Annotated in this window: 21 protein-coding genes and 1 other RNA gene; 10 read left to right on the forward strand and 12 right to left on the reverse strand. The window is 37.3% G+C overall.

Annotated features, from left to right (window positions below; genetic code table 11):
• Positions 1 to 117 precede the first annotated feature (117 nt).
• Both I573_RS11475 and I573_RS00115 read left to right on the forward strand, forming a co-directional pair.
• Positions 118 to 270 carry a hypothetical protein gene (locus I573_RS11475; RefSeq protein WP_016184515.1) on the forward strand — a complete coding sequence of 51 codons (153 nt, stop codon included), beginning with the start codon at positions 118 to 120 and terminating at the stop codon, positions 268 to 270.
• Between the two features lie 135 nt (positions 271 to 405).
• Positions 406 to 612, forward strand: a complete 207-nt coding sequence (locus I573_RS00115; protein ID WP_016184516.1) for a hypothetical protein — start codon at positions 406 to 408, stop codon at positions 610 to 612.
• 33 nt (positions 613 to 645) lie between these two features.
• On the opposite strand, the gene I573_RS00120 is transcribed toward I573_RS00115, so the two are convergent.
• Together I573_RS00120 and gdhA are read right to left on the reverse strand one after the other, a co-directional pair.
• The gene (locus tag I573_RS00120) at positions 646 to 1,992 is read right to left on the reverse strand and encodes a glucose-6-phosphate isomerase (protein ID WP_016184517.1); all 1,347 of its coding nucleotides are present in this window, start codon (positions 1,990 to 1,992) and stop codon (positions 646 to 648) included.
• Between the two features lie 93 nt (positions 1,993 to 2,085).
• Complete coding sequence (gdhA, locus tag I573_RS00125) at positions 2,086 to 3,435, reverse strand: NADP-specific glutamate dehydrogenase (protein WP_016184518.1); 1,350 nt, start codon at positions 3,433 to 3,435, stop codon at positions 2,086 to 2,088.
• 102 nt (positions 3,436 to 3,537) lie between these two features.
• Between gdhA and I573_RS00130 the strand changes: the two genes are divergently transcribed.
• Positions 3,538 to 4,803, forward strand: a complete 1,266-nt coding sequence (locus tag I573_RS00130; protein ID WP_016184519.1) for a BaiN/RdsA family NAD(P)/FAD-dependent oxidoreductase — start codon at positions 3,538 to 3,540, stop codon at positions 4,801 to 4,803.
• 43 nt (positions 4,804 to 4,846) lie between these two features.
• On the opposite strand, the gene ybaK is transcribed toward I573_RS00130, so the two are convergent.
• Genes ybaK through I573_RS00145 form a run of 3 tightly spaced genes read right to left on the reverse strand, consistent with a single transcriptional unit; the run spans position 4,847 to position 7,271 of the window.
• The gene (gene ybaK, locus I573_RS00135) at positions 4,847 to 5,335 is read right to left on the reverse strand and encodes a Cys-tRNA(Pro) deacylase (protein ID WP_016184520.1); all 489 of its coding nucleotides are present in this window, start codon (positions 5,333 to 5,335) and stop codon (positions 4,847 to 4,849) included.
• Positions 5,335 to 6,096, reverse strand: a complete 762-nt coding sequence (aroD, locus tag I573_RS00140; RefSeq protein ID WP_016184521.1) for a type I 3-dehydroquinate dehydratase — start codon at positions 6,094 to 6,096, stop codon at positions 5,335 to 5,337. Before aroD ends, ybaK begins: the two co-directional genes overlap by 1 nt.
• Before the next feature lie 14 nt (positions 6,097 to 6,110).
• Positions 6,111 to 7,271: a class I SAM-dependent rRNA methyltransferase gene (locus I573_RS00145; RefSeq protein WP_016184522.1), complete on the reverse strand. Its 1,161-nt coding sequence runs from the start codon at positions 7,269 to 7,271 to the stop codon at positions 6,111 to 6,113.
• A gap of 269 nt (positions 7,272 to 7,540) precedes the next feature.
• Here I573_RS00145 and I573_RS00150 point away from each other — a divergent pair, with 269 nt between their 5' ends.
• On the forward strand, positions 7,541 to 9,649 hold the full coding sequence (locus I573_RS00150; RefSeq protein ID WP_211213383.1) for an LTA synthase family protein: 2,109 nt from the start codon (positions 7,541 to 7,543) through the stop codon (positions 9,647 to 9,649).
• A 107-nt stretch (positions 9,650 to 9,756) separates the two neighbouring features.
• Complete coding sequence (locus I573_RS00155; protein ID WP_016184524.1) at positions 9,757 to 10,503, forward strand: hypothetical protein; 747 nt, start codon at positions 9,757 to 9,759, stop codon at positions 10,501 to 10,503.
• A 28-nt stretch (positions 10,504 to 10,531) separates the two neighbouring features.
• Here the strand turns inward: I573_RS00155 and I573_RS00160 are convergent, their stop codons facing one another.
• Together I573_RS00160 and I573_RS00165 are read right to left on the reverse strand one after the other, a co-directional pair.
• Complete coding sequence (locus I573_RS00160; RefSeq protein WP_016184525.1) at positions 10,532 to 11,974, reverse strand: sensor histidine kinase; 1,443 nt, start codon at positions 11,972 to 11,974, stop codon at positions 10,532 to 10,534.
• Positions 11,974 to 12,690 (reverse strand): response regulator transcription factor, encoded by a 717-nt coding sequence (locus I573_RS00165; RefSeq protein WP_016184526.1) that lies wholly within the window; start codon positions 12,688 to 12,690, stop codon positions 11,974 to 11,976. Before I573_RS00165 ends, I573_RS00160 begins: the two co-directional genes overlap by 1 nt.
• A 181-nt stretch (positions 12,691 to 12,871) precedes the next feature.
• Between I573_RS00165 and I573_RS00170 the strand changes: the two genes are divergently transcribed.
• The 4 genes from I573_RS00170 (at position 12,872) to I573_RS00180 (ending at position 15,640) form a co-directional block, all read left to right on the forward strand.
• Complete coding sequence (locus I573_RS00170) at positions 12,872 to 13,642, forward strand: Cof-type HAD-IIB family hydrolase (RefSeq protein WP_016184527.1); 771 nt, start codon at positions 12,872 to 12,874, stop codon at positions 13,640 to 13,642.
• A 52-nt stretch (positions 13,643 to 13,694) separates the two neighbouring features.
• Positions 13,695 to 14,061: a transfer-messenger RNA gene (gene ssrA / locus I573_RS11290) on the forward strand.
• Positions 14,062 to 14,168: 107 nt separating this feature from the next.
• On the forward strand, positions 14,169 to 14,417 hold the full coding sequence (locus I573_RS00175) for a hypothetical protein (protein WP_016184529.1): 249 nt from the start codon (positions 14,169 to 14,171) through the stop codon (positions 14,415 to 14,417).
• Positions 14,418 to 14,719: 302 nt separating this feature from the next.
• Positions 14,720 to 15,640 (forward strand): LysR family transcriptional regulator, encoded by a 921-nt coding sequence (locus I573_RS00180; RefSeq protein ID WP_016184530.1) that lies wholly within the window; start codon positions 14,720 to 14,722, stop codon positions 15,638 to 15,640.
• Positions 15,641 to 15,860: 220 nt separating this feature from the next.
• Here the strand turns inward: I573_RS00180 and I573_RS00185 are convergent, their stop codons facing one another.
• From I573_RS00185 to I573_RS00195, 3 genes are all read right to left on the reverse strand, one after another.
• Positions 15,861 to 16,331, reverse strand: coding sequence for a GAF domain-containing protein (locus tag I573_RS00185; RefSeq protein WP_016184531.1), 471 nt, complete (start codon positions 16,329 to 16,331; stop codon positions 15,861 to 15,863).
• A 77-nt stretch (positions 16,332 to 16,408) separates the two neighbouring features.
• Positions 16,409 to 16,987 (reverse strand): GNAT family N-acetyltransferase, encoded by a 579-nt coding sequence (locus tag I573_RS00190; RefSeq protein WP_016184532.1) that lies wholly within the window; start codon positions 16,985 to 16,987, stop codon positions 16,409 to 16,411.
• 61 nt (positions 16,988 to 17,048) lie between these two features.
• Positions 17,049 to 17,603, reverse strand: a complete 555-nt coding sequence (locus I573_RS00195; RefSeq protein ID WP_016184533.1) for a DapH/DapD/GlmU-related protein — start codon at positions 17,601 to 17,603, stop codon at positions 17,049 to 17,051.
• Between the two features lie 115 nt (positions 17,604 to 17,718).
• Here I573_RS00195 and I573_RS00200 point away from each other — a divergent pair, with 115 nt between their 5' ends.
• Positions 17,719 to 18,045, forward strand: coding sequence for a hypothetical protein (locus I573_RS00200; protein ID WP_016184534.1), 327 nt, complete (start codon positions 17,719 to 17,721; stop codon positions 18,043 to 18,045).
• A gap of 17 nt (positions 18,046 to 18,062) precedes the next feature.
• On the opposite strand, the gene I573_RS00205 is transcribed toward I573_RS00200, so the two are convergent.
• A complete protein-coding gene (locus tag I573_RS00205; RefSeq protein WP_016184535.1) occupies positions 18,063 to 18,800 on the reverse strand; it encodes a hypothetical protein in 738 nt (245 codons plus the stop codon).
• Between the two features lie 138 nt (positions 18,801 to 18,938).
• Positions 18,939 to 19,286, reverse strand: coding sequence for a 50S ribosomal protein L19 (rplS, locus tag I573_RS00210; RefSeq protein ID WP_016184536.1), 348 nt, complete (start codon positions 19,284 to 19,286; stop codon positions 18,939 to 18,941).
• Positions 19,287 to 19,337: the final 51 nt, after the last annotated feature.

The following is a 19,337-nucleotide window of genomic DNA, read 5'->3' on the forward strand; positions in this document are numbered from 1 at the left end:
TTTTTTTAATCTTTTTAAAAAAAATAAGTAAATATAATTGTAAAACGATTTAAAAAGTGGTACATTAATGTCGGTGTTAAAACACCGGCATTATCACAATGAAAGGGGTCTTATGACATGACATTTACCAAAGCTGCAATCGAATACAGAATTGCGTTTGATTCTGTGAAAAACGAATTTTTAGCAATTGATGTGCGTGATGAAAACCACGTTGCTTTTGGTGTAACAATCGAGCAAGCCATCACTAACTTAAAAAACTCCCACGAATAGAGAGGATGCACATCACATATGACTTGTGGACAGTCTGAAGATTATTATCAGTAGAGGTTATGTTTAGTATATTACTAAAGGTAACCTCTACTTTCATATAAAAAATGATAGCGTTATCAAAAGGAGTGAATGGTTATGTTCCAAAGTCTACTTGGCATCCTCTTGATCGCACTTGCTGGGTATAGTATGTACAATACTGCTAAATTAGGCAAACGTACAACCAAACAAGGCGATGCCTCTACACCAATTTTTATTATGGGTGCACTAGGTTATGGCTTTTTTATCAACTTATTCTTACTGCTACTCGGCATTGCGTTACTTTTTCATTTGGGAATTGGATAAAAAAAGGACCGTCATCTTGACGGTCCTTTTTTCTTATAAACGAGCATTCAATTCTTTAGATAATTCTTCGAATCCAGGTTTACCTAATAAAGCAAACATATTTTTCTTATAAGCTTCTACTCCTGGTTGATCAAATGGATTGACACCCATTAAATAACCCGAAACACCCACTGCAATTTCAAAGAAATACATCAAGTAACCTAATGTATATGCGTCCATTGCTGGAATTTTTACTAATAAATTTGGTACATCGCCATCTGTATGGGCTAATAATACCCCTTCAAAAGCTTTTGTATTGACGAAGTCTACTTCTTTCCCTTGTAAGTAACCTAAACCATCAAGATCGGCATCTTGCACTGGAATCTTAACAGATTTACGAGGGTTTTCTACTTTAACAACCGTTTCGAAAATGTTACGATTTCCTTCTTGGATAAATTGTCCAAGTGAATGCAAATCTGTAGAGAAGTTGGCGCTTGAAGGGTAAATTCCTTTTTGATCTTTTCCTTCCGATTCACCAAATAATTGTTTCCACCATTCAGAAAAATATTGCATTCCTGGTTCGTAGTTGATCAACAATTCGGTTACTTTGCCTTTACGGTATAAAATATTACGCAATGCTGCATATTGATACGCTTCGTTTTCTTCTAATTTATCACTAGAATAAGCATCAGAAGCATCTGCAGCACCTTGCATCAAGGCATCGATATCTGCACCACTTGCTGCAATTGGTAATAATCCAACAGCTGTTAAGACTGAAAAACGTCCACCAACATCATCAGGAATCACAAAAGTTTCCCAATTTTCAGCATCTGCTTCTACTTTAACAGCGCCACGTGCTTTATCTGTTGTCGCATAAATACGTTTATTTGCTTCTTCTTTACCGTATTTATTGATCAATAACTCTTTAAACACACGAAATGCAATTGCAGGTTCAGTTGTTGTTCCTGATTTTGAAATCACGTTTACTGAAAAATCACGATCGCCAATAACCTCGATTAAATCGGCTAAATATGTGGACGAAATTGAATTTCCTGCAAAGAAGATTTGTGGTGTTTTACGTTCTGCTTGAGGCATCACGTTATAAAATGTATGTTGTAAAAATTCAATTGCGGCACGAGCACCTAAATAAGATCCACCAATACCGATAACGACCAATACTTCTGAATCAGATTGAATTTTTTTTGCAGCTTCTTTAATTCGTGCAAACTCTGCTTTATCATATGCTTTTGGTAAGTCTAACCAACCTCGGAAATCACTTCCTGGACCAGTACCTTCGCGTAATAATTTGTCAGCTGCACTTACTTGTGATTGCATATAACCTAGTTCATGTTCATTAATAAATGGTGCTACTTTCGAATAATCAAATGTAATATGTGTCATGTTCATCCTCCTAGGGTTTTCACTACACTATTACTTTACTTTTTTTTCGTAAAGTTGGCAAGTAAATCTTGATATACCGCCTATTTGGTCAAACTAGACAAGTCCTTGGGCAATCATTGCTTTAGCAACTTTTTCAAAGCCTGCGATGTTTGCACCAGCTAAAAAATTATTTTTTTGCTTGTAATTTTCTGCTGTGTCACGGCAAGTTTCATAGATATTTTTCATGATTTCATCTAATTGTTGGTCGACTTCTTCAAATGACCATTGCAAACGTTGGCTATTTTGACTCATTTCTAATGCAGATACGGCAACGCCTCCAGCATTGGCTGCTTTACCTGGACAATAGTAAACACCAGCTTTGATTAAATCATTTGCTGCATCTAGTGTAACCGGCATATTTGCCCCTTCTGACACGACTTTTACACCTGCATCGATCAGTTTCTTCGCTGCTTTTTCACCGATTTCATTTTGTGTCGCACATGGGAAGGCCAGTTCAGCATTCACATCATGATTGTCCCATAATGATCCTTCATAATAGGTCGCAGAAGGACGCGCTTTTACATATTCTGTCAAACGTTCACGACGCACTTCTTTGATTTCTTTTAAGAGTTCAACATCGATACCGTCTTCATCGATTACAAAACCATTTGAATCTGAACAGCTGATGGCTTTTGCTTTTAGTTCATGTAATTTTTCAATCGCATAGATCGCCACATTTCCACTACCAGAAACTAAAGCGGTCTTGCCTTCCATCGACTCATTTAAATCGTGTAGTAAATGTTTAACAAAGTATACAGCGCCATAACCAGTGGCTTCCGTACGTGCTAAACTTCCCCAAAATCCCAGAGGTTTTCCCGTTAACACACCTGCATCATATTGTTTTAAGCGTTTATACGTACCAAATAAATACCCAATTTCACGTCCACCAACTCCGATATCTCCAGCTGGTACATCTAAGCTTGGGCCGATGTGTTTAGATAATTCGGTCATAAAGCTCTGACAAAAACGCATGATTTCTGCATCCGATTTGCCTTTCGGATCAAAATCACTTCCGCCTTTACCCCCACCGATCGGTAGACCTGTTAATGCATTTTTAAAGATTTGTTCAAAGGCTAAGAATTTCAAAATACTTAAATTCACAGTTGGATGAAAACGCAATCCACCTTTGTATGGTCCTAAAGCAGAATTGAACTGGATACGGTATCCGCGATTGACTGCCCATTCTCCATTATCTTTTTGCCAAGGAACACGAAATTGAATCAAACGCTCAGGCTCTGTGATGATATCTAAGAGATTTGTTTCTTGAATTTCAGGATGTTCTTCTAAGAAAGGCAAGACCGTAGATAAAAATTCATCTGTAGCCTGTAAAAATTCAACCTGATGGGGATCTTTGCTATGGATATTTTCTTGAATGCTTTGAAGATATTCTTGTGGATTTTGCATGTGTTTTCCTCCTTTTTTTGTTACTATATATAATAGCAAATACGCTTAGACTTTGCAGTGTTTTTTTCAAAATACTTTGAAAAGTCTGACAATGGAGGAACTATGGAAACAAATTATGATGTAATCGTCGTTGGTGGCGGCACAAGTGGCATGATGGCAAGTATCGCCGCAGCTGAAAATGGAGCACGCGTTCTATTGATCGATAAGAATAGAAAATTAGGGAAAAAATTGTTAATGACCGGTGGTGGAAGATGTAACGTGACCAATAATCGTGATGTAGACGATTTAATTCGCCATATTCCAGGAAATGGAAAATTTTTATATAGTACGTTCGCACAATTCAATAATTTTGATATTATGAATTTTTTTGAATCTCAAGGTGTATCATTAAAAGAGGAAGATCATGGGCGTATGTTCCCAGTAACGAATAAATCAAAAACGATCGTGGATGCGCTAGTTACACGCGCACAAGAACTTGGCGTCACCTTTTGTCCAAATACAAAAGTAACCAAACTGAGATTCGATGATGCACAAATGGCTGGCGTGACGACAGAAACGGATACCTTTAATGCGCCATGTGTCGTATTGACTACTGGTGGAAAAACGTATCCTTCGACTGGTTCGACTGGCGATGGCTATCGTTTAGCCAAATCTGCTGGACATACCATCACGCCTCTATATGCTACAGAATCTGCTCTTTTATCGGACGCACCGTTTATTCAAGCCAAAACGTTACAAGGTCTTTCCTTACAAGACGTTTCGTTAGCCGTATTGGATGATCATCAAAAAATCGTAACCGAGCATGTAATGGATTTACTCTTTACGCATTTTGGCGTCTCTGGTCCTGCGGCTTTGCGCTGCTCGTCGTTTGTGAATCAACAACTCGAACGTCACGATGCGGTTACGATGCGCTTAGATTGCTTCCCTACAAAAACAAATGCGCAACTAGCAAAGGAATGGGAAAATGAATTTAGCACGTCAAAAAAATCAGTTAAAAATGATTTAGCTCAATGGCTTCCAGAACGATTAGCAGACTTTTTTATGGCTAAATTAGAGTTAGAAGATACTGCTAGTTACCAATTAACCCCAAATCAAGTCGAAAGTTTGATTGCCTTAGTCAAAGAATTTACCTTTCCAGTGCATCACACGTTACCCATCGAAAAATCATTTGTAACCGGTGGTGGTGTCCATTTAAAAGAGATCAATCCAAAAACAATGGAAAGTAAAAAAAAGGCAGGTCTATTCTTTGCCGGTGAGCTGATCGATATCAATGGATATACAGGTGGCTTTAATATTACAGCTGCTTTTTGCACGGGACATTCTGCAGGAGTTCACGCCGCAGAAATCTCAAGTTATTTTCGTTACTAAAAAAACAGGATGCATTCGCATCCTGTTTTTTTAGCTCTATAATTTAATTTTCTTGAAGTAAATCAACAAATTGTGCTTGAATCAATTGTGAAATCGCTGTTGGGGATACTTCCATCTGCACGCCTCGTTTTCCAGCCGAAATCGTAAATGCCTCTAGGTCCTGAGCTTGTTTTTCAATATAAGTAGGGAAATGTTTTTTCATTCCAATTGGCGAACAACCTCCGCGAATATAGCCAGTCGTGGCTTCCAAATCTTTGAGATGAAGCATCTCCACTTTTTTATTGCCACTAACTTTCGCTAATTTTTTCAAGTCGACTTCTCGATTTCCTGGAATAACTGCAACGATCGGCCCCGTCTTATTCCCAGTCGCAACTAGTGTCTTGTAAACAGGAGAAGCAGTCTGAAGTGTCAAAGAAACATCATTTGCCCTCAAGTGATCTTCACTCCACTCATACGTATGCTCGATATAAGGTATTTTTTTTTGCTCAATCAAACGTATCGCATTTGTTTTTTCTACTTTCTTTTTTGCCATTAGACCTCATCCTTTTTAATCGCTAATCGCTCAATAAAGCGTGACATGTCTTCGATTGGAATCTGGCCTGGTGCTGAAACTTCTTCTAATGCACCAAATGTAAAGACTGACCCCATCGCCTCACTACCAACACGTGAGATTTTACCCAAATCGCCCATAGACATCATCGCTAAAGGTAACTGATTTAATCCCTTCGCTCGTTCGATGATCATCATCATCCGCAATACGTCAGATAAAGTATCTGGCATAGCGGCAATTTTACCGATATCCGCTTGGAATTGATTCATCAGTCCTATTTGGAACAAAAGATGGCCATCTTTAGGCGTCCCATCAAAATAATGTGCGCTCATTACGATATAGACGTGTTCATGCTTGATGGCTTGGACAAAACCACGACCTAAAAATTCAACATGACGTAATTCTAGATCAATTAGATCCACTTGCCGAGATTTAGCTACTAGCAAACACAGCTTTTCATAATCTGATAAGGACAATTGACGCGCTCCACCTTCTGATTGAGTACGAAACGTGAATAAAAGCAATTTATTAGGTAATTCTTGACGTAAAATCGCTAATTGTGCAACGATTTCTTCAAAAGTTTCATACTCATCAAATAGATCGGCACGCCATTCTACGATTTGAGCCGCTGAATTTTGAGCTATTTTCGCCTGCTCGACTAAAGTAGTTTGATTTTTAGCAGTCAATGGAACCACTAGTTTGGGACGTCCTAAACCAAATGTTACTTCCTTAATTTGCAACATCGCCTTCACTCCTTTTAATGACATTGATAGATAATCACTTTTAAATAATTGCCTTCTGGAAATCCCTCATCTACGGCAAAATCTTGAGGCAATCGATACGTCGCGATTTTTTTTACACGACGCGCTTGTTGTGAAAATGCATGCTCGATCTGTGCTTCAAATTTTTCTAATGAAACGTTCGCCGCATTCGTCGATGCAATCAACAATCCTTTTGGCGCTAAAATCGGCAAACTTTGTTCAATCAAATCGCCATAGTTTTTGGCAACAGAAAAGACGCGCTTTTTATTGCGTGCAAAACTAGGTGGATCTAAAATAATCAGATCGTATTGTAATTGTTTACGTGCCGCATATTTAAAGTAGTCAAACGTATCCATGACTACAATAGACTGTGCATCTAGATCTAAGCCGTTGACTAAAAATTGTTCTTGCGTTTTGCTTCGACTTCGATTTGCTAAATCAACACTAGTCGTTTCAACGGCCCCTCCCATAGCAGCGGCGATAGAAAATGCTCCAGTATAACTAAACATGTTTAACACCCGTTTGCCACTAGCCATTCCTAAAGCTAATTCACCACGAACTTCACGTTGATCTAAAAAGATCCCTGTCATCAGTCCTTCATTTAAATACGTTGCATAGGTTATTCCATTTTCTTTGATCAATAGCGGTTCTGGCGCATGTTGTCCAAATAGATGTTGGCTTTCTGGCAAATTCGACTGGAAGCGAATTTTTTCATAAGCGCCAATGATTTCCGGGAAAACGGCTTGAAAAGCGGCAATGATCATTGCTTTTTTCTCGATCATCGTTTCGTTATACCAAGAAAATACAGCAAATGTCTCGTAAAGATCAATGATTAAACCGCCTAGTTGATCTCCTTCACCATTTACTAAACGAAATGCTGTCGTGTGTTCATCATAAAAATAAACGTCACGTTTTGCTTTTGCTCGTTTAAATCGTTCTTCAAAAAATGCTTGATCGATCGTGATGACTTCGTTTGAAAGAACCCACCCTACACCTTTATTTTGCTTACCTAGATACCCGTATCCAATGATTTGGCCATTACAAGATACTCGGTCCCACGTCGTCATTTGGGTATGGTTTACAAGATCTTCTTGATGGAGTAGTGGATAGCCTTTTTTTATACGCTTTGCTGCGCGTGTCGTTACATTAATTGTCATGTTTTCACCTGCTCTTTAGATTCTTTTCTAGTATAACAAAATCCGCTTTGTTTGTCTGTGGGACTGTAATTAAAGAAATCTTTAATTCAAGCGCTTAATTCTTTTGTTTTTTCTGATTTGTTTGACACTAAAAATTCTACTTAGTAAAATAGAGAAGATGATGGAAAGAATCAAGATTCTTTCTTACACTTGTTTAGTGATCCAAACGAATAGAAAGTGGGGAAATATATTTGTTCAGAAAGAAAATTAGCTCTTTTTTAAATACGCGAATGGGCTTTTTCATGTTGCTTGCCTTTTTAATGTGGGCGAAAAATATGTTTGCATTTGCCGTTGATTTAAAAGTTGGGTTAGAAAATCCGCTTCAGTATTTTATTTTAGCCATTAATCCGTTAGCCACAACCTTATTGCTTCTATCAATTGCCTTATATGTTAGAAGAAAAACACCAGCTTACGTTACGATGATGGTCATTTATACGGTCATGACGATTCTTTTGTATTCAAACGTCAACTACTACCGTGAATTTACTGATTTTATTACAGTCAATACGATGTTAGGTGCTGGAAAAGTCGCGAGTGGTTTGGGTGAAAGTGCATTACGCTTGTTTAGACCTTATGATATTTTATTCTTTATCGATATCATCATTTTAAGTTTAGCGTTGATTTTCAAAAAAATCAAAATGCAAGAAAAAGCCGTGCGTGCACGTATGGCATTTGCGGTATCTGTCCTTTCAGTAATGATTTTTAGTGGAAATCTATTCTTAGCTGAATCTGATCGTCCAGAATTATTGACACGTACCTTCTCAAATGATTATTTAGTCAAATACTTAGGAATCAATGCGTTTACTGGATATGACGCTGTACAAACGTATAAAACAAACCAAGTACGCGCTAAAGCAAGTGCAACCGATTTAGATGCTGTAAAATCATATGTACGTGATCACTACGCTGCACCTGACGAAAGTCTTTTCGGATTAGCTAAAGGCCGCAACGTGATCTACTTGCATTTAGAAAGTACACAACAATTTTTGATCAACTATAAACTAAAAGATGAGAACGGCGTTGAACATGAAGTAACGCCATTTATCAATAGTTTATACAATAGTAACAGTACGTTTAGTTTCGATAACTTCTTCCATCAAGTAAAAGCAGGTAAAACGAGTGATGCCGAGACCTTAATGGAGAACTCATTATTTGGACTCGATCAAGGGTCGTTATTTACCCAATTAGGTGGAAAAAATACTTTCCAAGCTGCACCAAATATTTTAGGCCAAACACAAGGCTATACAAGCGCAGCATTCCACGGGAACGTCGGAAACTTTTGGAATCGTAATGAAACGTATAAACATTTAGGATATGATTATTTCTTTGACGCTTCCTATTATGACGTCAATAGTGACAATTCATTCCAATATGGATTAAATGACAAACCATTTTTACAACAATCTGTTCAATATCTAGAACATTTGCAACAACCGTTTTACTCTAAGTTCATCATGGTATCCAACCACTTCCCTTATTCACAACTTAAAGGAGATGAAACAGGATTTCCAATGGCGAACACTAGTGATCAAACGATCAACAATTACTTCTCGACTGCCAATTATATGGATACAGCCGTTAAAGAATTTTTCGATTACTTAAAAGCTAGTGGGTTATACGATAACTCAATCATTGTCATGTATGGTGACCACTATGGAATTTCAAATTCTCGTAATAAACAATTAGCTGAATTGCTTGGCAAATCAAGTGATGAATGGAGCAATTACGACAATGCTCAATTGCAACGTGTGCCTTATATGATCCATGTACCAGGTACAGACAAAGGCGGTATCAACCATACGTATGGTGGCGAAGTCGACGCATTGCCAACACTTCTTCATTTATTAGGTGTAGATACACAAAATTACATCCAATTAGGACAAGATCTGCTATCGAAAAAACGCGATTCATTTGTTACGTTCCGTGACGGTGATTTCGTAACTCCTGAGTATACGTACTATGGGAATAAACTTTACGACAATAAAACCGGTCTATTGATCGAAGAACCAACAGAAGCACAAGTAGCGCAAGTAAAAGCATTAAAAGAAAAAGCAAACTTGCAATTAAGTACTTCTGATCAAATCAATAACGGTGACCTATTGCGGTTCTATACCGATAGTGGTTTAAAAACAATCGATCCAACTGAATATAGCTACTTGCATCAAAACGATCGCTTATTAGATACTGAGAAAAAACTAGGCGATAAATCCACTAGCGTATATTCGAAAAATAACAATCAATCGACTGTTGATCTATTCAAAACACAAACCTATAAAGAACTAAATCCAACAGCAGAAACAACGACGACAACTTCTAGCACAACAGAAGCTGCTGAATAAGAAAAAAAGCAAATCATTTTGAGAAATGATTTGCTTTTTTTACGCTTCTTTTTCATAAATAATTCAAACTCTCCTCGTATACTTTTTAGTGTCAGGAGGCGAGGAATTTGCGGATAGTTAAATTAAAACATTTGGCACCATTCATTGGATTTGTTTTAAGTATCGGATGTGCGTTGATACTGTTCTTACGTAGCATTTTATTGTTTATTTCCCTACATTTAACTGCACAAAATATCCAGACCTTTATCGCCTCATCCAATTACCACGATGAAGAACAACAAATATTAGCTCAAATGCAGCATCCATTTCAACAGCTCGTTTCCCATTACCAACTCAATATCTGGCTAACAGGAGCAAGTGTTTTGGTTCTTCTTGTCTGTTTTTTTTACTATATAATAGCCTTTTATCAGCCAAACGCGTCCAATAAAATGGTCTTAAAAAAAATAGCACTCTATATTAGTTTAATTGTACTTGTACTTATTGTATTGGCGTTATTTTTCCAACCGCAATTGCAAAATTATTTAGAACAAACACAACAACTGGATTTATTGACGCGTACTAAGCCCACTTATTTTTCATTTACACATGTTACAAATGCGACCCAAAATGGTTTAATGGTGAAATTTCCGGCTACTGATTACGCACTATTTCAAGCGAACCGTCTAAGTATTCATCAATGGACGTTCTTACTTTTAGGGGTGATCAGCGTTGTTTGGCTCTTCTTAATTGCTTGGATCTTTGCATTAGGGTTATGTTTTACTTCTCTACGTAAAAAAAGTCGGAATCTTATGCCTCAATTACACCTTACGTCTTTACCAAATCATCCCAATAAAAAGACACCTCACAACAGTTGAACGCTCAACTGCTAGTAAGGTGTCTTTTTTAAGATTCAGTATCTGGAAAAATCAATCGGAATGTAGATCCTTTGCCTAACTCACTTTCAACTTCGATTTCGCCTTTATGTAAACGCATAAGTTGTTGAACGATGGGCAGACCTAAACCAGATTCACCAAATTTTTTATTTTTACGTGAGGGGTCGACTTTATAGTACCGATCCCAAATATTATTGACTTGCTCTGGTGTCATCCCAATCCCCGTATCTTGAATTTCCACGATCGTTTTTAAATTTTGTTTATACAAGCGGATCACGATACTGCCATCAGTCGTAAATTGAATTGCATTTTGTACGATATTGACAACGATTTGGCGGAAACGATCGTAATCTGCGTAGATCGTCACTTCTTCTTTCGTTTCGAAAATCAGTTGATCTCGTGCAGTTGTCGCTTTAGGTTCTAACTGCGCAACGATTTCTTCAAGTACAGTAGTCGCATCAAACCGTTTGATGACCATCGAGATCTGATTGGTACGTATTTTTTCGTAATCTAAATTTTCATTGACTAAGCGAATCAAACGCTCGGTCTCATTTTTCATCAAGCGTAACGCATTCGCCTCTTGGTCTTTAGAAATCGCTCCGTATTGTAAACCTTCTAGTAGGCCATTGATCGTCGTCAGTGGCGTGCGCATTTCATGAGAAGCATCTGCCATAAATTGACGACGACGCTCTTCTTGTCGCTCGATTTCTTCTTGAGATTCTTTTAATGAGGTCGTCATTTTGTTAAAATCTGCACCTAAATCATCAAATTCATCTCGATTGTGTTCTGGAACTTGGATATCAAAATTTCCATTTGCGACTTCACGTGTCGCTTTTCGCAAGCGATTGATACGATTCACCTGAAAATGCGCGAAGAAATAACTAATTGCTAAAGCAACAATCAAGGACAACAATACTCCTCTAAGCAAGTTCGTATTTAACTCACGAACAGAATCTTCAATGTTTTTTGCAGGTTGGCTAACGATCAACACACCAAAAAACTGTTGGTTGTAGTCAAAAGGAATCATCGCATATGAAGTCGTTTCTTTACGACCAAATAAATTATAATCTGATGTCATCTGCTGCGCTTCACCATTAGATAGATTTTGCCATACCGTTGCTGAAATTTTGATACTTGGTTGCTTAACTGTAAGTGGATAGATAATATCATGATTGGTCGTGATAAACACAAAATTCACATTCTGCTGATTGAGCATCATTTCTGAAGTCGCCAAAGAATTTTGAATGATTTCTTCTTTGGATAAATCGATTTGATAGCGCTCATTGATACTTTCAGATACACGCTGCACGGCTTTCCCGTAGCCGGTTAGTTGCGCATAATTATTTTTTTCGATCGTGCGCTCGGTCATTCTTGTAAATACGATTCCCATCGTCAATAACGTAATGACAATGACTGCCGTAAATGCAAGTAGTTGTTGATACAAGTACTTCATTAGGCAATACCTGAATCATCAAATTTATAACCCACTCCCCAAACAGTTTGTATCACTTGTGGTCCTACTTTTTCCATTTTTTGACGTAATTTTTTGATATGTGCATCTACTGTTCGTTCATCACCGAAATATTGGTAATCCCAAACAAGCTCTAACAACTGTTCACGCGAGAAGACTTGACGCGGTTTTTTAGCTAACGTGTACAATAAATCAAATTCTTTTGGCGTTAGGCCTTCGATCAATTGCCCATCTAAGTAAGCTTCACGTGTTTTCGTATTGATCTTGAAATTTTTGGTTTCAACATCAAAATGGTTATCGTCTTGTTCTTCATGCATCGCTTTTTCAGCTAATTCTGTTCGACGATGCAAAGCTTTCATTCGTGCGATCAATGTTAACGGACTAAAGGGTTTTGTAACGTAGTCATCCGCACCCATTTCTAGACCAATCACTTGATCGCTTTCTGAATCACGTGCTGTCAACATAATAATCGGCACAGTACTAGAGACTTTACGAATCTCACGTGCAATCGTCATCCCGTCCATTGTGGGTAGATTCAAATCTAACGTAATCATATCCCAAGCATGTGGTTCTGCTAAAAAGCTATCTAATCCTTCTTTTCCGTCTTCTTTAAATGTTGCTTCCCAGCCTTCATTTAAAAAAAACATTTGCATCATCTCAGATACGGATTCATTATCTTCAATCATTAATAATTTCACTGGTTTCACCTCGTTAAGTTTTCAGTTTTCATCGTTTCTCCCTGTCCATAGTATACTAAATTCTAATTCAAGAACCAACTGATTCTTACACTCTTCTGAAATTCTCAAGTTTCTACAAAACTTGTCTTTTAATTAGTTTTTGTTATGATGGAAAGGAAGAAAAAATAAAGGAGCGTAAATTATGACGTATCATGCATTAGCCTTTTTTGATCTAGATGGGACTTTACTTGATCAAGATTCAACTATCACTCCAGAAATTCGCCAAGCCATGGCTCAACTAAAAGAAAATGGCGTTCTGCCGATCATTGCCACAGGACGAACTGAAATCGAAATCACTGCTATCAAACGAGATGCTGGAATCAATTCCAATATCGTCATGAATGGCGCATTTATTCGTTTAGATGGCAAACAAGTCTACGAAGAAATCATCGATCAAACATTATGCGCGCGTTTTTTAGGCGTAGCCCATAGTCAAGGACAAGAGGTCTCGTTTTATAATGAAAAAGAAATTTGGGCTTCAGGAACAACACCTGACCTTGCTAAAGCCTACGCTTTGATCCATAGCGATGTCCCAGAAATTGCCCCTTTGAAATATCAAACCGAAAAAGTCAATATGTTGCTTGTCTTAGGCCAAGATGGCGATGCGCGTTATTTAGACGAATTTCCAGAGTTGACGTTTTACCGCAATGGAAAATATTCGATCGATACCGTTTTAAATGGAACATCTAAAGGAGCTGCTGTACGCCGTTTACTTGATATGCCGGAATTTAAAGGCCTCACGACCTACGGATTTGGCGATGGCAGTAATGATTTTGCTTTGTTAGAAGCCTGTGATCATAAAATTGCCATGGGGAATGCACTGCCTGCTTTAAAAGAAGTGGCGACATTTGTCACGAAGAAAAATACTGAAGGCGGGATCGTACACGCCTTAAAACATTTTGATCTGATTTAATTGGATTTTCAGGCTCGCTATGTTATACTATGAATTACGTTGTCCCTATTACGGGGGCGTTACGGATTCGACAGGCATAGTTGAGCCTGAATTGCGCTTCGTAGGTTACGTCTACGCTAAAACGTTACAGTTAAATATAACTGCTAAAAACAATAACAACTCTTACGCTTTAGCTGCCTAAAAACAGTTAACGTAGATCCTCCCGGCATCGCCCATGTGCTCGGGTCAGGGTCCTAACTTAAGTGGGATACGTTTGATTTTTCCGTCTGTAAAATCAAAAAGAGCTTATCAGACTAGCAATACAAACTGCCTGTCGTTCGGCAAGTTGTAACGCGAAACCTTAAATGAGTCGACTATGAGCGTAGATTTTTAGGTAGCAATATGTTTGGACGCGGGTTCGACTCCCGCCGCCTCCATTATTAAAATGGTCGCAAAAAAGCCTTCCACTAATTTGGAAGGCTTTTTTTTATTTAGGTAGGATCTATTTGCTAATCATGTTATCCTTGAATCAAGGGGGAATGAATATATGCTAGGTATAACTATCGTAAATAATGAGTTACTTTATTTGGGGATTGGCATTGAATTATTACTATTAGTAGCAATCGGTTTGGTGATTTGGGCTATGGTCAGATCAAGTATTGGGCGCAAAAAAACCTACTCATTTGAAAAGAAAAAACCGGTATTCTTTATTTTATTTATCGTACTTCTCATTTTGATTCTTTTATTTATTTTAAACTGGAAAGGCTATATCACTCAATCCGTTTGGCATTTTTAGAAACTTTACTCTCAACTTATCTAGAGTATCATATCCACCTTGCTGTAAGCGCTCATTTTTTTCAGGGTTTTCTTACTTTTTTTGGACGTGATTTTTTCGGAAAATTTGTTATTCTATATACATAAGAAGTCTCCCCAACTTCCTGTAATGAAAAACTTTTTTTCCAAACATCTCTAGTTTTTATTCTCTACTCGACCTAGATGAGCTCCCCTCTTCTAGGTTTTTTTGTAGTTGCAATCTTTATGAAAAAAAACTACAATCAGGATAATTCATATGCACAGTTTGTGCTAAAGGAGTCTAATATGCGCATACAACAATTGCTCTATCTCGAAAAAATTATTGAAAAAGGCTCCATCAATGAAGCAGCAAAAGAATTATTTTTAACTCAACCTAGTCTATCTACAGCTATTAAAGAGCTCGAACAAGAATTAGGCATCCAACTGCTATTGCGAAGTAAACATGGCGTGACGCCTACTTTAGATGGACGAGAATTTTTGATCTATAGCAGACAAGTACTCGATCAAGTCCAACTGCTAGAAGAACGGTATAAAAATCAACGTCCTAGAAAACAAACATTCTCGGTTTCAGCACAACACTATGCTTTTGTCGTCCATGCTTTTGTCGAATTAGTCAAAACAGTGACCACAGATGAATACCAATTGACCCTACGTGAAACCGAAACGGAAAATATTTTTGAAGATCTAAGTACATTTAAAAGTGAACTTGGCATTTTATATCTCAATTCATTTAACAAACAAGTCATGAAAAAACTCTTTAAAGAAAAGCAGTTACACTTCACACCACTTTTTGAAGCAAAGCCACATGTTTTTGTCAGTCGAAACAATCCATTGACCAAAAAAGAGCGTCTCACGCTTGAAGACTTAGAAGACTATCCTTATCTTAGTTATGAACAAGGTGAAACCAATTCTTTTTACTTTTCTGAAGAAATCTTGAGTACGTGGAATCGTAAAAAAGAAATCAAAGTCAGTGATCGCGCGACGATTTTCAATTTAATGGTCGGACTGGATGGCTATACGATTAGTTCTGGGATCATCAGTAGCGAATTAAACGACGACAAGATCATCGCGATCCCCTTAGATCATGAAGACACGATCACAATCGGTTGGTTAAAACATCAACAACGTGAATTAAGTCCAATGGCCACAATTTACCTTGAAATGTTAACAAAACATATTGAAAATTATGGTTTTGCCATACTCTAGCAATATTTGTTTTATTTTTTTGCGAAACTGTAATCTAGAAGAAACGCCTGTAACGCCTTCTTATGCTATGCTTTTTTTAAGGAGGCGATCAGTTTGGAAGATATCTTCTTTATCCCATTTGATTGGTTGTATCACGTGATTTCAAAAAACCAATAGCGCACTTATTTTCATCTGTATATACAAAAAACCAGCCAATGATTTGGCTGGTTTTCTTTCGTAATTAGGCTTTATAACTTGCAACTAGAATCTCTACAAATTTTTCCAAGTATTCTTGATCCAGTGCATCATAGCTTCCGATTTCACTGCTATCGATATCCAATACACCTAGTAATTGTCCATCTTTTGTCATCGGAACGACGATTTCAGACATTGCTGCTGAATCACATGAAATATAATTTTCATGCGTTTTAACGTTTTCGACAATCATCGTCTCATTTTTCGCAGCAGATTCGCCACACACACCTTTGCCCATTGCAATACGTGTGCAAGACACTTTGCCTTGAAATGGTCCTAAGATCAGTTCTTCGCCATCAAATACATAGTAACCAGCAAATACTGTTGTCGGTAATGTCTCATTTAATAAAGCAGAAGAATTTGCTAGATTTGCAATCCAGTTACTTTCTGTTTCTAGCAATCCTTGGAATTGTAATAACATTAATTCGTAAGCATCTTTTTTCTTTTTTTGATCCATGGTGTCACCTATCCTCTCAATAGTCTTTATTATACGCAAATAAAGAAAAAAATAGCAATCCATTGAAATCAAAAAACTTATTTTTTATCTCGTTTTTCAAAAAATTGTTCTTTTGTCATATGATAATATGCATCATCGACTGGACGAAGTGGATCTTTATTGTCCATCCGATGGTACGGTAGTACGCCTAGATAATGCAAACCTGCTTTTTCCATCACACGACCAGAAGCTGGATTTCGTACATCGTGCATGGCAGATAAATAATTAAAGCCAATTTTTTCAAATCCGACTTTGATTAAAGTCTCGCACGCCTCAGACATATATCCTTTTCCCCAATAGTCTTTATGCAATGTATAGCCTAGTTCAGCGGCTTTCGTTGCTTCATTGATACTATGATAATCAATTGTTCCAATCATGCGATTCGATTCTTTTTCTACGATAGCATACTTTCCCAAAGGTTCTTTTAGAAAATAAAATGCAAGATCGTGTTTCGTTTGCGCCAAATCTTTATGCGTGCCAAACACAAAATAAGTTGTTTCAGGATCTGAAGCGTATTGATTCATCGCCTGAGCATCTTCTAACTCTAAGGGACGCAATACTAATCGTTCTGATTCGATCACGCGATATTCGTGTAACAGTTCGTATAATTGATTCACTACTCCACCTACTTTTTGAGATTTTTACTAGTGTAGCGAATTTTATGCAAAATGACAAGAGCTACTCGATTTCTTTGATGATTCGAGCAGGTGTTCCAGCCACTATAGAACGCGCTGGGACATCTTTAGTGACTGTCGAATCAGCAGCAACTACAGCACCTTCTCCAATCGTCACGCCAGGCAATACCGTTACATTTGCCCCTAGCCAAGCACCTTTTTGAATGGTCACAGAATTCACCGTGATTCCTCTACGTCTTTTAGGATCTAGTAAGTGATTGACCGTAATAATACGAGACATTGGACCAATCAACACATCCTCTTCAATCGTAATGCCCCCTAAATCCACAAATGTAACATTTTGATTCAAGAACACGCGCTCTCCAATTGTAATATGCTTGCCAAAATCAGTATAAAATGGCAATGAAATTACGGTACTTTCTGGAATGGATCGTCCTGTAATTTCACCTAAACGGTTACGGACTTCTTCTGGCGTATGATAAGCCGTATTCAGCTCTACGACTAAGCGTTCATTTTCTCCTTTTACTTGATGAATCTCATCATACAACGATGATCCGAGTTCGATTTCTTGTTGTTGAATACGTGCTAGAAGTGACATTGCCCTCTTCCTCTCATTCTTGTTTTCTTTAGTATAATTCGCTACAATAAAAGAATAAAGCACTTGTTTGCTATAGCCGTTATACGTCAAAGGCATTGCATAAAGGAGGAATACGATGGGAAAACGATATATTGTGACAGAAGATACGGGTTGTGGATGTGGCTGCGGTGGTTGCATGAATGCTATTTTGATTTTGATTGTGATTAGCATTCTCGCTTCAATTGCTCCTTACTTACTCGTATTCGCCTTGATTGCATTGGTTATCTGGCTAATCGTAGGCTATCCCAAACGTCAACAACGAAAAATGGAACAACGTGAAGATGCTGAACTTGCTGCACGTGAACGCGATCTAGAGCGTGCTGAAAAACGCCGCGCACTTGCAGAACGCGAACGCCAATTTAAACAACAAAAAGAACAAGAAGAGGATTGGGATGATTTTTAGGTATTAAATTTTATTGATTACTTCCCCTCTTTAGCCTTATCCCATTCTTGTTTTAAATACTCTCTAAAAATGATTCGTATATCCATAATATTTTCGGATAAAAATTTTCGAATTTCATTAAATCCAGATACAGTATCACTAATTGTTTCTGGTTTCTGAATATATAAGAAATCTTTTATTACTTCTAAGTGTAAAATCTGGGAAGATGCTTCCTTGATGATTTCCTCAATATCATGATGTTCTTCTTTATCGCTAAAATATAGTAATATTTTTTCAGATAATTCATTTATTTTAAACTTATGATTTTCAAAAACTATTTGTAATTTTGTATCTGTAAATTTTATAAAATTCTCGAATTTTTCATCCTGAGTATATTTAATACTTTTATCCAAATAATTAAATATATAGCTTTGATTAATCTTATCGATAAGAGAAACTATATTGGATATTTCAGACATATACACGGCTACTAGCTCTCTAACTTGAGATATCCACTCCAATCTTGCTTTAGCTTTTAAATCTGCATCAATTTTCAATTTTGTCATACTTTCTTCAAAATTATGTCGATCTAATGTGATTTTCAATGTGAATTGTTCATCTCTCAGGATTTGTTCACGTTGAAAATTATCTTGTTTTTGTCGTACCTCGTCTTCAAATTTTCTATTTTTAATATTTTGAATAGAAACCAATATAACATTTATAATTGCAGTTAATAACGTTCCTAAAAAAGGAATCCATAGCCCCCACCATTCCATTGTATTATATCGCTCCTTTACTTATTTATTATCTATTAATCAATTAAGCCTCGAATCCATTATACTTTATTTCTTAATTATTTTTACATAAAAAAAAGCCCTTGTTTCCAAGGACTTTCGTTTCGATCGATAATAAGATTAACGACGGATTTCTTTGATACGAGCTGCTTTTCCGTGTAATGCACGTAGGTAGTACAATTTCGCACGACGTACTTTACCAAAGCGAACTACTTCTAATTTTGCAACACGTGGTGTATGTAGTGGGAATGTACGTTCCACACCGATACCGTTTGATACTTTACGTACTGTGTAAGTTTCGCTGATTCCAGCTCCACGGCGTTTGATTACAACACCTTCGAATAACTGAATACGTTCGCGAGTTCCTTCGACAACTTTTGCATGTACACGTACTGTATCTCCAGGACGGAATGCAGGAATGTCTGTACGTAATTGTTCTTGAGTTAGTTCTTGAATCAATGGATTCATAATTTATCATTCTCCTTATTTCCAAATATTCTTACGAGTCGCACTCACAGC

The organism is Enterococcus sulfureus ATCC 49903 (assembly GCF_000407605.1).
Classification (GTDB): domain Bacteria; phylum Bacillota; class Bacilli; order Lactobacillales; family Enterococcaceae; genus Enterococcus_G; species Enterococcus_G sulfureus.